Annotated in this window: 14 protein-coding genes; 6 read left to right on the top strand and 8 right to left on the bottom strand. The window is 68.6% G+C overall.

Annotation, left to right across the window (positions count from 1 at the left end; all coding sequences use genetic code 11):
- Positions 1-8: 8 nt before the first annotated feature.
- Positions 9-428: a GNAT family N-acetyltransferase gene (locus EAS64_RS28935; RefSeq protein ID WP_145858201.1), complete on the bottom strand. Its 420-nt coding sequence runs from the start codon at positions 426-428 to the stop codon at positions 9-11.
- A 52-nt stretch (positions 429-480) separates the two neighbouring features.
- Between EAS64_RS28935 and EAS64_RS28930 the strand changes: the two genes are divergently transcribed.
- Positions 481-1,086 (top strand): DinB family protein, encoded by a 606-nt coding sequence (locus tag EAS64_RS28930; RefSeq protein ID WP_145858199.1) that lies wholly within the window; start codon positions 481-483, stop codon positions 1,084-1,086.
- On the opposite strand, the gene EAS64_RS28925 is transcribed toward EAS64_RS28930, so the two are convergent.
- A complete protein-coding gene (locus EAS64_RS28925; protein WP_222849697.1) occupies positions 1,083-2,471 on the bottom strand; it encodes a DUF1254 domain-containing protein in 1,389 nt (462 codons plus the stop codon). The genes EAS64_RS28930 and EAS64_RS28925 overlap by 4 nt on opposite strands.
- A gap of 113 nt (positions 2,472-2,584) precedes the next feature.
- On the opposite strand from EAS64_RS28925, the gene EAS64_RS28920 reads away from it, so the two are divergent.
- Positions 2,585-2,773 (top strand): hypothetical protein, encoded by a 189-nt coding sequence (locus EAS64_RS28920; protein WP_145858197.1) that lies wholly within the window; start codon positions 2,585-2,587, stop codon positions 2,771-2,773.
- An 81-nt stretch (positions 2,774-2,854) separates the two neighbouring features.
- On the top strand, positions 2,855-3,607 hold the full coding sequence (locus EAS64_RS28915; protein ID WP_145858195.1) for a hypothetical protein: 753 nt from the start codon (positions 2,855-2,857) through the stop codon (positions 3,605-3,607).
- A gap of 13 nt (positions 3,608-3,620) precedes the next feature.
- Here EAS64_RS28915 and EAS64_RS28910 read toward each other — a convergent pair whose 3' ends face one another.
- From EAS64_RS28910 to EAS64_RS28900, 3 genes are all read right to left on the bottom strand, one after another.
- A complete protein-coding gene (locus tag EAS64_RS28910; protein WP_145858193.1) occupies positions 3,621-4,649 on the bottom strand; it encodes a uroporphyrinogen decarboxylase family protein in 1,029 nt (342 codons plus the stop codon).
- Between the two features lie 43 nt (positions 4,650-4,692).
- Positions 4,693-5,565 carry a hypothetical protein gene (locus tag EAS64_RS28905; RefSeq protein ID WP_222849696.1) on the bottom strand — a complete coding sequence of 291 codons (873 nt, stop codon included), beginning with the start codon at positions 5,563-5,565 and terminating at the stop codon, positions 4,693-4,695.
- A 152-nt stretch (positions 5,566-5,717) separates the two neighbouring features.
- Entirely contained in the window at positions 5,718-7,160 is a 1,443-nt protein-coding gene (locus EAS64_RS28900; protein ID WP_145858191.1) for an NAD(P)/FAD-dependent oxidoreductase, read from the bottom strand.
- Between the two features lie 151 nt (positions 7,161-7,311).
- Here EAS64_RS28900 and EAS64_RS28895 point away from each other — a divergent pair, with 151 nt between their 5' ends.
- Entirely contained in the window at positions 7,312-8,256 is a 945-nt protein-coding gene (locus EAS64_RS28895; protein WP_145858189.1) for a Ppx/GppA family phosphatase, read from the top strand.
- A gap of 189 nt (positions 8,257-8,445) precedes the next feature.
- On the opposite strand, the gene EAS64_RS28890 is transcribed toward EAS64_RS28895, so the two are convergent.
- On the bottom strand, positions 8,446-9,639 hold the full coding sequence (locus EAS64_RS28890; protein ID WP_145858187.1) for a DivIVA domain-containing protein: 1,194 nt from the start codon (positions 9,637-9,639) through the stop codon (positions 8,446-8,448).
- Between the two features lie 744 nt (positions 9,640-10,383).
- Here EAS64_RS28890 and EAS64_RS43895 point away from each other — a divergent pair.
- The gene (locus EAS64_RS43895) at positions 10,384-10,536 is read left to right on the top strand and encodes a hypothetical protein (protein WP_222849695.1); all 153 of its coding nucleotides are present in this window, start codon (positions 10,384-10,386) and stop codon (positions 10,534-10,536) included.
- On the opposite strand, the gene mshD is transcribed toward EAS64_RS43895, so the two are convergent.
- Positions 10,533-11,480, bottom strand: a complete 948-nt coding sequence (gene mshD, locus EAS64_RS28885) for a mycothiol synthase (protein WP_222849763.1) — start codon at positions 11,478-11,480, stop codon at positions 10,533-10,535. The two genes, EAS64_RS43895 and mshD, sit on opposite strands and share 4 nt — an antisense overlap.
- Complete coding sequence (locus EAS64_RS45105) at positions 11,480-12,220, bottom strand: response regulator transcription factor (RefSeq protein WP_222849694.1); 741 nt, start codon at positions 12,218-12,220, stop codon at positions 11,480-11,482. Before EAS64_RS45105 ends, mshD begins: the two co-directional genes overlap by 1 nt.
- A gap of 114 nt (positions 12,221-12,334) precedes the next feature.
- On the opposite strand from EAS64_RS45105, the gene EAS64_RS28870 reads away from it, so the two are divergent.
- Entirely contained in the window at positions 12,335-12,595 is a 261-nt protein-coding gene (locus EAS64_RS28870) for a MoaD/ThiS family protein (protein WP_145858178.1), read from the top strand.
- Positions 12,596-12,678 lie beyond the last annotated feature (83 nt).

The raw sequence follows: 12,678 nt of genomic DNA, 5'->3' as shown, positions 1-12,678 counted from the left end.
CCGCGGCTTCAGATCGTCTTCATCCAGCGGCGCCAGTCGTCCTGCCTGCTGTACCCGCTGGCCCGCCACAGGTTCTGGCCGAGATCATTGTCATCGAGCACCATCGCATCGGCCCGGCTTGCTCCGAGACACTTGAATCTATCTTCGGCGGCCCGCAGCAGCGCGGACGCGACACCCTTGCGTCGCCAGTCGGGCCGGACCGCGAGCCGGTACAGGTGGCAGCGCCAGCCATCCCATCCAGCGATGATCGAACCGATCAGCTCGCCGTCCTGCTCGGCGAGGATCAGCGCCTCCGGGTCGCGGCCAAGCAGGGTCGTCACGGCCTGGCGGGTGTCGGCCGGGCGGCCAGCGTTCCCAGCCGCCTCCTGCCACATCGAAAGGAGTCCGTCAACGTCGTCGATGGTCGCTGCGCGCAATACGAAAGACATCCGGCCATCATGGCAGGACTCTCCGGGTCGCCGAATATGGCAGCCTAGTCTCATGGCCGAGTCTGATCGCAAAGCCGACCTCCGCCGCTACCTGCGGGAAACACGCGGGTCGGTGCTGTGGAAACTCGAGGGTCTGTCCGAATATGACGTGCGCCGCCCGATGGTGCCGACGGGGACCAATCTCCTTGGCCTGGTCAAGCACCTGGCCGGCGTGGAGATCGGGTACTTCGGCGATACCTTCGGCCGGCCCTTCGCGGGCGAGCTTCCCTGGGATGAGTCGGACCCGAACTCCGACATGTTCGCGACGCCGGGTGAATCGCGCGAGTTCATCACGGGCCTGTACCGGCGGGCATGGGCGCATTCCGATGCCACCATCGAGGCACTCGATCTCGACGCCATCGGTCGCGTGCCGTGGTGGCCGGCCGACCGCAACGAGGTCACGCTCCACCATGTCCTTGTCCGGGTGATCGCCGAGACCGGCCAGCACGCCGGGCACGCGGACATCATCCGCGAGCTCATCGACGGGACGGCCGGGCTCACCGCTGACCGGCCCAACCTGCCCTCGGACGAAGCCGCCTGGTGGAGCGCCTACCGCCAGCGCGTCGAGGAAGCAGCGCGCGCAGCGGCCGGCCCAAGCAAGGCACCGCTCGACACTTAGCGCGGTTCTATCTCGCCGGGACGCCAGGTCTTGTCGAACCAGGCCTGGAGCGGTCCGTAGAGCCGCAAGATGGCGAACCAGGACTTGCCTGGCACGGTCTGCACCCAGTTCGACTGCCTGCCCTCAGGAGCGTCGGGCCCGAAGTACAGCGTGGTGCTGCCGTCGTCGTTGGCCCGCACCGTGCCGCCGATGCTCATCACGGAGGGGTAGGGGTTGTCGGTCTCGAGCAGCGAGCGGGTCTGCGTGTCGTACACGTCGACGGACCAGAAGTTCTGCGCCGGTATGTCCGGCGGAAACGTGAGCTGATAGGACAAGCCGCCGTCGAGCCAGTTGCCGTTGGCGTCCATCGCGGTGTAGGCGTACGCGGACCCGGTGCCCGGGGTGGCGGCGGCCATGGCCGGCGTGATGACCGTGGCGAAGTAGTGGAACTGGGCCCGGGCGTCGAGCAGCCGGGCGTGGTTGCGCAGGAACTCGTAGCTGCCGCCGACGAAGGCGTTGAGCCAGTTGCTGCCGGGATACCGGTAGGCGGCCGGGTCCCGTGGCTTGTAGGTGATGGCTCTGGCGGCCGCCGCGCCAAGCGGCGCCGCCTGCGACAGGATGCGGCGCATCCGCTTGTCCGGCGCGAACGGCTGGCCCTTGACGATGCCGATGGCGGCGCACTGACCGGCGCGTTCCGCGTCGAGCGCGTCGGCCGGCTCCTCCTGGATCAGCGTGTTGATCTCCTCGTAGAAGGAGAAGTCGTTGGCGTGCACCGTGTTCTGCTTCTTGCCCGCGATATTGAGGTAGCTCATCTTCGGCGGCGCGCCCGCCTGGGCCAGCGGGTAGACCCGGGTCTTGACGATGTCGTCCACGCCGCCGAGCGCCCGCACCACCAGCCAGTTGGTGTAGGTGCTGGTGCGGCAGGCGAAGTACCCGGCAGGCACGCCACCGTCGTAGCCGGGCGGCAGCAGCAGGTACTTGCCGCCGGCGCCGTTGTCCGGGCCGGCCAGCCCGAGGTCGGCGACGTAGCGGAACCAGAAGTCATCGAGGACGCACAGCGAGTTCGGCGGGTTCTCGATGACCGTGGGCCCGTCCGCCTTCAGGTCGAGGAACATCGAACCGTAGGTGGTCTCGGTGTTCGCGGTCAGGAAGAAGCTGCCGGAGTTCGCCCGGGGCGCGGTGTAGCCGAGCACCCTCGATCCGTCCATGCCGACGCTGCGAAACCCGGCGCGCATGGCGACAAGGGACGCGCCTGGGATGGTGTTGAGGTAGACCTCGATGCCGCGGATCAGGTCAAGCAGGTCGTAGATGGTGTCCACCGACTCCAGGCTCGGCACTCCGTCGAAGAAAGTCAGATCTCCGAACGGGGAGGTGATCACGTCTGGAACGGCGATGGATTCACGCACGCTGCCCGGTATTCGCGACATGCTGCTCCGCGTTCCTCCCATCTGCCTGATGCCAGGGACACCACTAGACGGAGGCTAAGTACTCGGCCCCGTCTCGGGATCATCCTCCCCGGGTGACAACCCGCAGGTATGGACCTGACGAGGCGGACCTGTCCGAGATCGTGGCCGAGAGCACGCTGCGGTGGCACGAGTGGGAGATCGCCGCCGCCCTGCGCGACATAACGGAGTTGCGGCGGTCCGCGCAACCGCGTGCACGCCCTTTCCTCCCGCAATGCCGCTCGCCGGGCTTTTGTCGGCTGTAACGTAGTCAAGCGATGTGACGTTTATGGATCTGTGATCAAAGTGCGCGGGGGACTTGAGCTACAGGGGAGGAAGGGGAGGACGTGAGACATCTCTACGGGACCGCCCTGGCTATCGTCTTGACCGCGGTTATGTTCTTCGCGGGCGCATGGGGTTACCACGAGCTGCTCAACCCGACGGCGCTACCGGGTCAGTCGAGTGCGCTGCCGGCCGGTGGCGGGTCCTTGCTGTCGAACAGCTCCGCACTGCTCGCCCTGGCGGCGGTGGTGGCCACCGGCCTGCTGGCCGGCCTGCTCGTCATCATCCGCCGGCTCTCGCCACTCGCCGTGGGACTTCCCGGCCTGCTGCTTCTCGCCTGGACCGGCCTCTACCTGGTCAGCGTCCAGCGCGCGGTTGACCTGATACCGCTGCGCACCCAGGCGTTCGGCGCGGGCTGGCAGGCACTGCTCTGCAACGGCCTGCTGACTGCCGCCGGAGTCGTCATGGTGCTGCCGATGTGCATCCCGTCCCGCTGGCGCGCGCCCCGGCACGGCGACGGCACCGAGCCGGAGTCGTCCGCCGACGATTACCTTGCTGCCGTCAAGACGGACGCACCGCCGTTGCGGCGGCGGCGCAGCGAGCCGGAGCTCGTCGGCACGGTCCTGCCCCGCAACACCACCGGCATCCCGCTCCCGGCCGAGGATGCCTTCGTCCCGACCGGCGCGACCAGCCCGGTGGATACCACCCGGATCACCGGCGCGTCGCGGGTGCTGCGCAACACCGGGTCGTTCCGTGCCGTGCCCAACCCGTACGCACCGAACCGGCCGCCGGACCCGATGGGGCCCGGCGGCCGGTAAGGCGGGAAGGAACTCAGCCGAGCTCGGCGCGCAGCTGTGCGGCCGCGGCGGTCATGGCGGCCATCTTGCCGTCCGCGGTCGCCCGCGGTATGTACTTCATCCCGCAGTCCGTCGCGATCACGATCTTCGACGCCGGCACGTAGGGCAGCGCTCGCCGCACGCGCTCCGCGACGATCTCTGGCGTTTCCACGGCGGGGTCGGACAGGTCGATCACGCCGAGAATGATCGTCTTGCCCTCGAGCGAGCTGAGCACGGAGCAGTCGAGGCCGGACTGCGCCGTCTCAATGGAGATCTGCTCGACGTCGCACGCCGCGAGCTCGGGCAGGAAGGAGTACCCGGCCGGGCGCTCGTGAATGATCGCCGCGTAGCCGAAGCAGAGGTGCAGCGCGGTGGTGCCGAGCCCGGTCACCCCGTCGAGCGCGCGGTTGATCACCTTTACCCCGTACTGCGCGGCCTCGCCGGCCCGGGCCTGCAGGTACGGCTCGTCCAGCTGCACGATGTCGGCGCCCGCCGCGAACAGGTCCCTGATCTCCTCGTTCACCGCCTCCGCGTAGCCGAACGCGAGTGCTTCCCGCGACCCGTAGTAGTCGTCCTGCGCCTGCTGCGACATGGTGAACGGGCCGGGCACGGTGATCTTGATGGTCCGCGACGTGTGCTCCCGCAGGAACTTCACGTCGGCGACCTCAACCGGATGCCTGCGGCGGATCGGTCCGGTCACGCGTGGCACCGGGTTCGGGTGCCCGCTGCGGTCGAGGGCGGTGCCCGGATTGTCGATGTCCACCCCGTCGAGGGCGGTCGCGAACCGGTTGGAGTAGCTCTCCCTGCGGATCTCGCCGTCGGTGATGATGTCGAGTCCGGCGTCCTCCTGGGCGCGGATGGCTAGCAGGGTGGCATCGTCCTGCGCCTCGGCGAGGAACTCGGGCTCGATGCGCCAGAGCTCGCGAGCCCTGACCCGCGGTGGGAAGCGACCGGCGAGACGGCCCCTGTCGATGAGCCAGTCAGGCTGTGGATAGCTTCCAACCAGTGACGTGGGGAGCAGCATGACATGCAGGTTACGCCGGAAGATCACCGAGCGGAAGCAGCCGTCAGGTGCCCGGCAGGATGTTGACCGCGCGCGATACGACGAGGGCGACAGTCACGATCGAGATGACCGACTGCACTGTCATCGCCACCTTCGCCCATCGCGACATGGGCATCACGTCGGTCGGGCTGAACGCCGAGGCGTTGGTGAACGCCAGGTAGAAGTAGTCGAGGAAGGCCGGTTCCCAGTCCGGCGGCACCATCTCCGGCGGGCTGGTCATCTGCGGGAACTGGAAGTCCGGGTACCTGCCCTTCAGGTTGAGCGCACGGGCGACCGGGCCGCCGCGGTCGAACTCCCAGTACCACAGGCCGAACACGACGACATTGGTCAGCCAGATGGAGCCGCCGGTGATGAGCAGCTGGCCTGGGCTGCCGCCCATGTCGCCCCTGGTGATGTCGACGGCCAGCTTGGCCACCGACCAGATGTTGGCGAAGGTTAGCAGCGCCGCCAGGAACAGGCTCAGCGTCCGCAGCATCGTCGACTGCCTGTCGATCCGGTGCGGGTTGGCGGCAACGAGCGCGATGAGCAGCGCGCCCTGCACCGCGGGCAGGATCCACGTTGGCCTGAGAAGCACCAGCCGGCCCGGCACCGCCACCTGGAGCGCGATGGCCGCCGCCACAGTGATCGTGACGGGCCAGCGAATCTCGCCCTGGGTCACCCGTCGCCACGCGGGCGCGATGGAGCGCGGGTGGAGCGCGCCGGGGTGCTCGTGCAGCCACCCGCCCGCGTGCACGCCCTGTGCCTCGAGACGCTGCGCCACCATCTGGTGCAGCTCGTCGATCCTCGTGTGCAGCGTCCGGATGCTGTCGATGACCTCGGGTGCCGCCGGATCGCCCGGTGGCACGTGAGGCGCCTGCGGTGGGTCGTTTTCGCTCATGCCAGGCACATCACTCAGTTTCGCCGACCAGTCAAGCCGGCCGTTCGGAAGGCATGTCCTAAAAAGTACGGGCCGGTCCAGTTCAAAGGCCTGTGGAGTTATGCCTCGCAGGCGGGATGACCAAGCATGCATGGGACTTTTTAGACATGCCTTTAATGCGGAATGCCGGAGATCGCGTCGCCGACACGGCCGAGTGCCTCGCCGAGCCTGACCCGCGTGTCGCTCGCCTGATCGCCGGGTGCGGCCGACTCGAGCCGGTCGGCCAGCCGGTACAGGGTGTAGAGCCCGTGCACGCCCGTCCAGCGCGCGGGCTCCGGCTCCCATGCCCTGCTCCGGTGCCCAACCCAGGGCAGCTCGGTCAGCGGCGACTTCTCCCCGGTCACCAGGTCGGCGAGAGTGCGGCCCGCGAGGTTGGAAGCTGCGACCCCAACCCCGGTGTAACCGCCCGCCCAGCCGAGTCCCGACGCCGGGTTGTAGGTCACCGACGCGCACCAGTCGCGCGGCACGCCGAGCACGCCGCACCACGCGTGGTCGATCCGTGCGCTCGCCGCCGCGGGGAACATCCGCCGCAGCACCTTGGTCAGCGCGGCCACGGTCGACGGGTCGGTCTCACCGAGATGATCGGTCGCGGAGGCAAACCGGTACGGGACGCCGCGCCCGCCGAGCGCGATCCTGCCGTCCGCGGTCCGCTGCGCGTACATGTACGCGTGCGCCTGGTCGCCAAGCGTCTCGTAGCCGCGCCAGCCGATCTCCTGCCAGGCCGCGTCACCGAGCGGCTCGGTAACCACCATGTGGCTGTTCATCGGCAGCAGTGCCCGCCGCAGCCCGGGCAGCGCGGCCGTGTACCCCTCGGTGCAGCGCAGCACCGAGCGGGCGCGGACGTCGCCGAACCTGGTCCTCGCGACCGCCCCGGCCGCGACACCCGAGGACGCGTCGGCGGGATCGATTCGCGTCACCGGCGTCGCCTCGTAGATCTGCACGCCGCGGCGCTCCGCCGCCGCGGCGATGCCCGCCACGAGCTTGGCCGGCTGGACCCGCGCGCTCGCTGGAGCGTAGAGACCGCCGAGTGCGCCTGCGACGTTGATACGTTCCCTAGTCTCCTCGCCGGACAGGAACTGGTACACGTCCTCGCCGTCGCCCCACTCCCTGATCCCGGCTAGGCCGGCGCGCAGCCGGGCGAGCTGGGACGGGGTGGTCGCGACGGAAAGCGTGCCGCCCTTGAAGAAGTCGCAGTCGATGGACTCGGTCTCGCACACCCGGCCGACCTCGTCCACGGTCGATCGCAGTGCGGCTTCGAATGCCCGCACCCCGGCGGCACCGCTCGCGGCCTTCGCGAACCGCTCCCGCGAGCCGGGCATTTCCGACGTCACCCAGCCGCCGTTCCGTCCCGATGCCCCATAGCCCGCGAACACGGCCTCGAGGACCACGATCGTCCAGTCAGGCCGCAGCCCGGCCAGGTAGTACGCGGTCCAAAGGCCGGTGTAACCGCCGCCGACGATGCACACGTCCGCGTCGAGCGGGCCGGGGAGCGAGGGGCGCCGGGCCGGGAAACCGCCGCGGGCCTGCCACCAGTAAGACACTTCGCCGTTGCGCATGAGGGCGACGGTACCCGATGACTTGGTGATCACCGGGAATCAGGTGGCACTCATGAGCGAGCTTGCGAGCGAATCGGTAAGCACAGTGCGTCCGCGAATGCGGACTCCGAGCGCCAGCGAGGCGGCCTCATGAGCGGGTACTTTACGAGTTATGCGACTTGGGGTTCTCGACGTCGGCTCGAATACCGTGCACATGCTGGTCGTCGATGCCCATCCGGGTGCGCGTCCGCTCCCGGCCTTCTCCCGCCGGTTCGACCTGTCTCTCGCCGCCCATCTGGACCGGAGCGGCAACCTGTCGCGGGTCGGCGAGGCGCAGCTGACCGATGTGGTCGAGGAGGCGCTGCGGATCGCGGAGGACAAGGGCGTGGAGGATTTCATCGCCTTCGCGACCTCCGCGGTCAGGGACGCGGGCAACAGCGACGAGGTGCTCGCGCGCATCGAGGGCAGCACCGGAGCCCGCATCCGGGTCCTGTCGGGAGAGAACGAGGCGCGGCTCACCTTCCTCGCCGCGCGACGCTGGTACGGCTGGTCGTCGGGGCGGCTGCTCGTCGTCGACATCGGCGGTGGCTCGCTCGAGATCGCCACGGGACCTGACGAGGAGGCCGAGGGCGTGATGTCGCTGCCGCTCGGCGCCGGACGGCTGACCAGGGAATGGTTCGCCGCCGACCGACCGACTCCGGACGAGGTGCGCGCGCTGCGCAAGCACGTGCGGGCGGAGATCGCGCGTGCCGCGGGCGGGCTGCGCCGCGGCGGGGCCGCCGATCACGCCGTAGGCACGTCGAAGACCTTCAGGCAGCTGGCCAGGATCGCCGGGGCCGCGCCGTCGAGCGAGGGCTTCTTCGCGAAGCGGTACCTCCTGCACAGCGACGTGAAGCTGTGGGCGAAGCGGCTGTCCGAGCTGGACAGCTCGGAACGCGCCAGGATTCCTGGCGTATCCGAGGGACGAGCCGCCCAGATGCCCGCCGGCGCGATCGTGGCGGACGCCGTCATGGACCTGATGGGGATCACCCAGCTGGAGATCTGCCCATGGGCGCTGCGCGAGGGCGTCATACTCAAGCGCCTGGACACCCTCGCCGACCCCGCCACGCGTCCCTAAGACCATCATCCCGAACGGGTTCGTGACTCCGCCGATCACCCGCGACGGGAACGGCTACTGACGCAAGCTCTTGTCCGCGCGTTAGCGCGGACATCGGGGGGTACGGGGGGTCGTCCCCCGGAAGATATTCGTTTGCTGGGCACCCGATACGATGGCGTTTTCTGCCATCGGGCGCCCAGCAAACGATGATCACTGCAAGAGGCGGAGGCCCTCGGTTGGGGGCTCGTCCGGGTCGACGAAGCCGTTGCCGCGGCCCATCTCGCTACCGAACGGGTCGCCGAGTCCGCTCACCGGGTTGCCCGAGGGCATCGGCATCGGCTGACGGGGCGCCATGTCCTGCGGCCCCGCGCCCATCCGGGCCGGACCGTGTCCGCTGCCCATGGGCGGCGGCGGGGTCGGGCCTGGGCGGCCCATCGGGGCCCCGTCGATCGGGTCGGTGTCGGGGACGGGCGGGCCGAGCCGGCTCGTCAGCCCGGGCCGGCCGGGAACTGGCGGCCGGACGTCCTCGCCGCGCGGCGGTGCGACCGAGCCGTTCGCGACCGTCTCCGGTGGGGGCGGTGCCATATGGGCGAGGTCGGAGTCGTCCTGCGGGCCGTCCTCCTCTGGCGCGGCGGCAGCCTCGGCGGCCTCCGCGAGGCCGACCGCCTTGCTGACCGACTGGTTGACCTCTTCCTCGAGCGACATCCGCGCGGCCTCAGCGGCCACCAGGCCCTGCACGCCGTCCAGGATGTCGGTCAGCCGCCGCACCGTTTCCGCGTGCCTGGTGCTGAGCAGGTTGAGCCTGCGCTCGGCGCCGTCGTGGATCGCGGTCGCACGGGCCGTGGCCTCGTCGAGGAGCCTCTTGGCCTGAGCCTTGGCCTGGGCGACGGCGGCGTCCGACTTCCGCTGCGTGTCGCTGGTCAGCCGGTCGGCCTCGGTCCGCGCGGCGGTTCGGGTCTTGTCCGCGTCGTTGCGCGCGGCCGAGATGGTCCGCTCGGCCTGTTCCTGTGCCGCCGTCAGCATCCGTTCGGCCTGCTCCCGCGCCTCGGCGCGGACCCTTTCCGACTCCTGCTGCGCATCGGAGCGCTGCTTGGCGATGTCGTCGTCGGCCTTGTTCTTCTGGGCCTTCGCCTCGTCGTCCGCCAGCTTGAGGATCTGCGCGATCCGCTCGCTGACCTCCTCGTGCGCTGGCCTGCCGGAGAGCGCCTGCTGGCGCACGGTGGAGAGCTCGCGGCGCAGGTGCTCGGACTCGTCAAGGGTCCTGGCAAGCCGCTGCTCGAGTTCGCGGATCTCGTTGTTGCGGCGCGCTACGAAGTCGTCAACCTGGCGGCGGCTGTAGCCGCGCATCTGCATCTCGAACTCTTCGTGCAGCAGGTTGGGCAGGAGGTCACTGTTTTCATTCATGGCATCACGAGAATCTTGGGTCCTGTGAGGTCTGCGGGGACGTTGTCCGGAGTCTAACGGTGGCCGGGCCTGGTGGTGGGCTCGCCCGGATTATCGGGAGCGCCAGCAGGCGGCCGGGCGCATCGGGTGCGGCACCAGCGTGAAGCGTCGTGCAAGTTACCATCTGACTCTTCTCCCGGGAGGCCCCGCAACCGGAACGGTCGAGTATCCCGTTATATCCCGACTTGACTTGGTACGGAAGTAGAGAAAAGTGAGTTATGCGGCTGATGGAATTCTTGTGACTAAGCCGTGGTAGGCCATACCCAGTTCCGTACCACCCAATCGCGTGCCATTCCCGGCCCGGCTCGGCATTCCCGGGCCGGGAGGCAGATCCGCTGCTCAAGGGCCGTGGCGCCCGGGCAAGTCGTCACGTAAGCTGTAGTCAAGTGGTTACACTACGATATGCGGACATTAAGTGATCTTCCGCACTATAAAGGTACATATGGTGCCACGAGGGCTGTTGTCGTCATGGCGGCACCAGTTCTTAGATGTGACTGATGTCCGTTATCAGAACCTGAACATTTCCGCTGCTACAAGGCGGAATCGTTACCGTCAATCCGGGTAAAACGTACTCAAGGGTGGTCTGCGAATGGCCCCGATGGGTCATGCGGAGGAATGGTGTCGCGACGTAGCCTGAAGGGCGGGGCAGCGAGTTCCCGGTCAGCGCGCGGCGGTGCCGCGGCCAAGGAGGTGAGCACGATTCCCATGCAAGTCGATCTTCGTGTTCACGATGACGTAGCGCTTGGCGAGATCGAACTCTACGCCGAGGTGCTCACCGCGGTCGCCGCGAGCGACGGTCCGCTCTCCGAGCGGGAGCTCGACGAGGCGCTAGGTATCAGGCACCGCAGGGCCTCTTAGCCCGGGTGCTGGTACATCACGTCGGTTGACCAGCGGGTGAATCCGAGTCCCGCGTACATGCGGACGGCGGCGGTGTTGGATTCGTCCACGTAAAGAAGCACCGCATCAAGTCCGAGCCGTCGCAGGTGCGTTAGTCCGACGAGGGTCAGCGCCCTGCCAAGACCGCCGCCCTGCCGGCCGGGATCGACACCTACTACGTAGACCTCGCCGATCGGCGTGCCGCCTTCGCCGCCATTCGCGTGCACCTTCGTCCAGTGGAATCCGGCCAGTTCGCCGTCCCGCTCGGCGAGAAAGAAGCCGTCTGGATCGAACCACGGCTCTGCCTCGCGCAGGTCGATGTCCTGCCTGGTCCACGAGCCCTGCTCGGGATGGTGGGCGAATGCGCGCCCGTTGACCCCAAGCCATGCCTCCTCGTCCTGGCCGGGGCGGAAGGTGCGCACCGTCACCCCGGCTGGGAAGACCGGCTCGGGAAGCGCCGCGCCCGCCAGGCTCATCCGCATCTGATAAAGCGAGCGAATGCGCGCGAAACCCGCTGATTTCGCGAGCGCGGCGGCGGCAGGCAGGTCGCCGTGCGCCCAGATCCGGATGTCGCGTCCGTCATCGCCGCCAGTCAGCGCGCCGGCCAGGGCGGTCCCCAGGCCCTGGTTGCGGTGGCCGGGGTGGATGACGAGTTCACCGCTCCACTCTTCACCGGGCGAGTCTCCGCCGGCCTCGCCCTCGGCCTCGGCCAGGGCCAGCTGCGAGTAACCGCCGAGCGTGCCGCCGGCCAGCCTGAGCTGGAAGTCCCTGGTGCCGTCGGCGCTGGGGTGCCTGACATGGAGCAGGGCATCCTCTGACAGCGGCGCGAAGCCGTCGGCCGCGTGCGCGGCGCTGACCAGGGACAGCACCTCGGTGACCGAAGAGGGCGCGAGGCTGCCCTCCGTAATGGTGACCGGGGAGTCGATCACCGCTCCGCCGCGATCGCGGCATCGGACGCGAGCAGGTCGGCGCTTTCCCTGTCCTCGGGAGCGCCCTTCACCGGCACGAAGCGGTACCCAACGTTCCTGACCGTGCCGATCAGCGCCTCGTGCTCGGGACCGAGCTTGGCGCGCAGCCGCCGTACGTGTACGTCTACTGTCCTGGTGCCACCGAAGTAGTCGTATCCCCATACCTCCTGCAGGAGGTGCGCCCTGGTGAACACACGGCCAGGGTGCTGCGCAAGGAACTTGAGCAGCTCGAACTCCTTGAACGTGAGGTCGAGCACGCGGCCGCGCAGCCGCGCCGAGTAGGTCGCCTCGTCAATGGCCAGGTCCCCGGACCTGATCTCGTCCGGCGTGTCCGCGGCGGTGCGCAGGGCGCGGCGGCCGATGGCAAGCCTGAGCCTGGCCTCCACCTCGGCCGGGCCGGCCGTGTTCAAGATCACGTCGTCAGCGTTCCACTCCGCGCTGATCGCGGCAAGGCCGCCCTCGGTGACGATGGCGAGCATGGGGCAGTCAAGCCCCGTGGTGTGCAGCAGGCGGCAGATGCTCTTCGCGTGCGCGAGGTCGCGGCGTGCATCGACAAGGACGACGTCCGTCGGCGGGGCCTCGACAAGGGCGGAGGCGTCGGCCGGGAGGACGCGAACGGAGTGCAGCAGCAGGCCAAGCGCGGGCAGGACCTCCGACGAGGGCTCAAGGACGCTGGTCACCAACAGCAACTCGCTCAACCGATGCCACCTCCAGTCTTGCTGGCGCGATTAACGCCATCAGTACCCTGTATAAACAAAACGGGACCCGGGGGCAACAGCGCCCTAGGTCCCGTTGAAGTGAGGATATCGCACATGGTCAAGATCACCATCAGGTACTGGGCCGCTGCGAAGGAAGCCGCGGGGATGGCGGAGGAGTCCCTGGAGGCGGTAACCCTTCGCGATGCCCTCAACGCCGTTGTCGCGAGCAGGGCATCGGACAGCCGCCTGGCGGCCGTGCTGGCGAGATCGTCGTTCCTAGTCAACGCGGATCCAGTGGGTAAGGCGGACAAAGAATCGATCGTGCTCAGCGAGGGCGCGGTCATCGAGGTCCTGCCGCCGTTCGCCGGCGGATGACGGCCACACCCGACACTCGGAATACAAGGGGTAACTGATCAACTCGATGCGGTTGCTTCCTGGCGCTCCGGCCCGGTATATGG

It is taken from the genome of Trebonia kvetii (assembly GCF_007827045.1).
Taxonomy (GTDB): domain Bacteria; phylum Actinomycetota; class Actinomycetes; order Streptosporangiales; family Streptosporangiaceae; genus Trebonia; species Trebonia kvetii.
The sequence above is the reverse complement of the archived record's forward strand: the minus strand, read 5'-3'. Positions and strand labels throughout refer to the sequence as shown.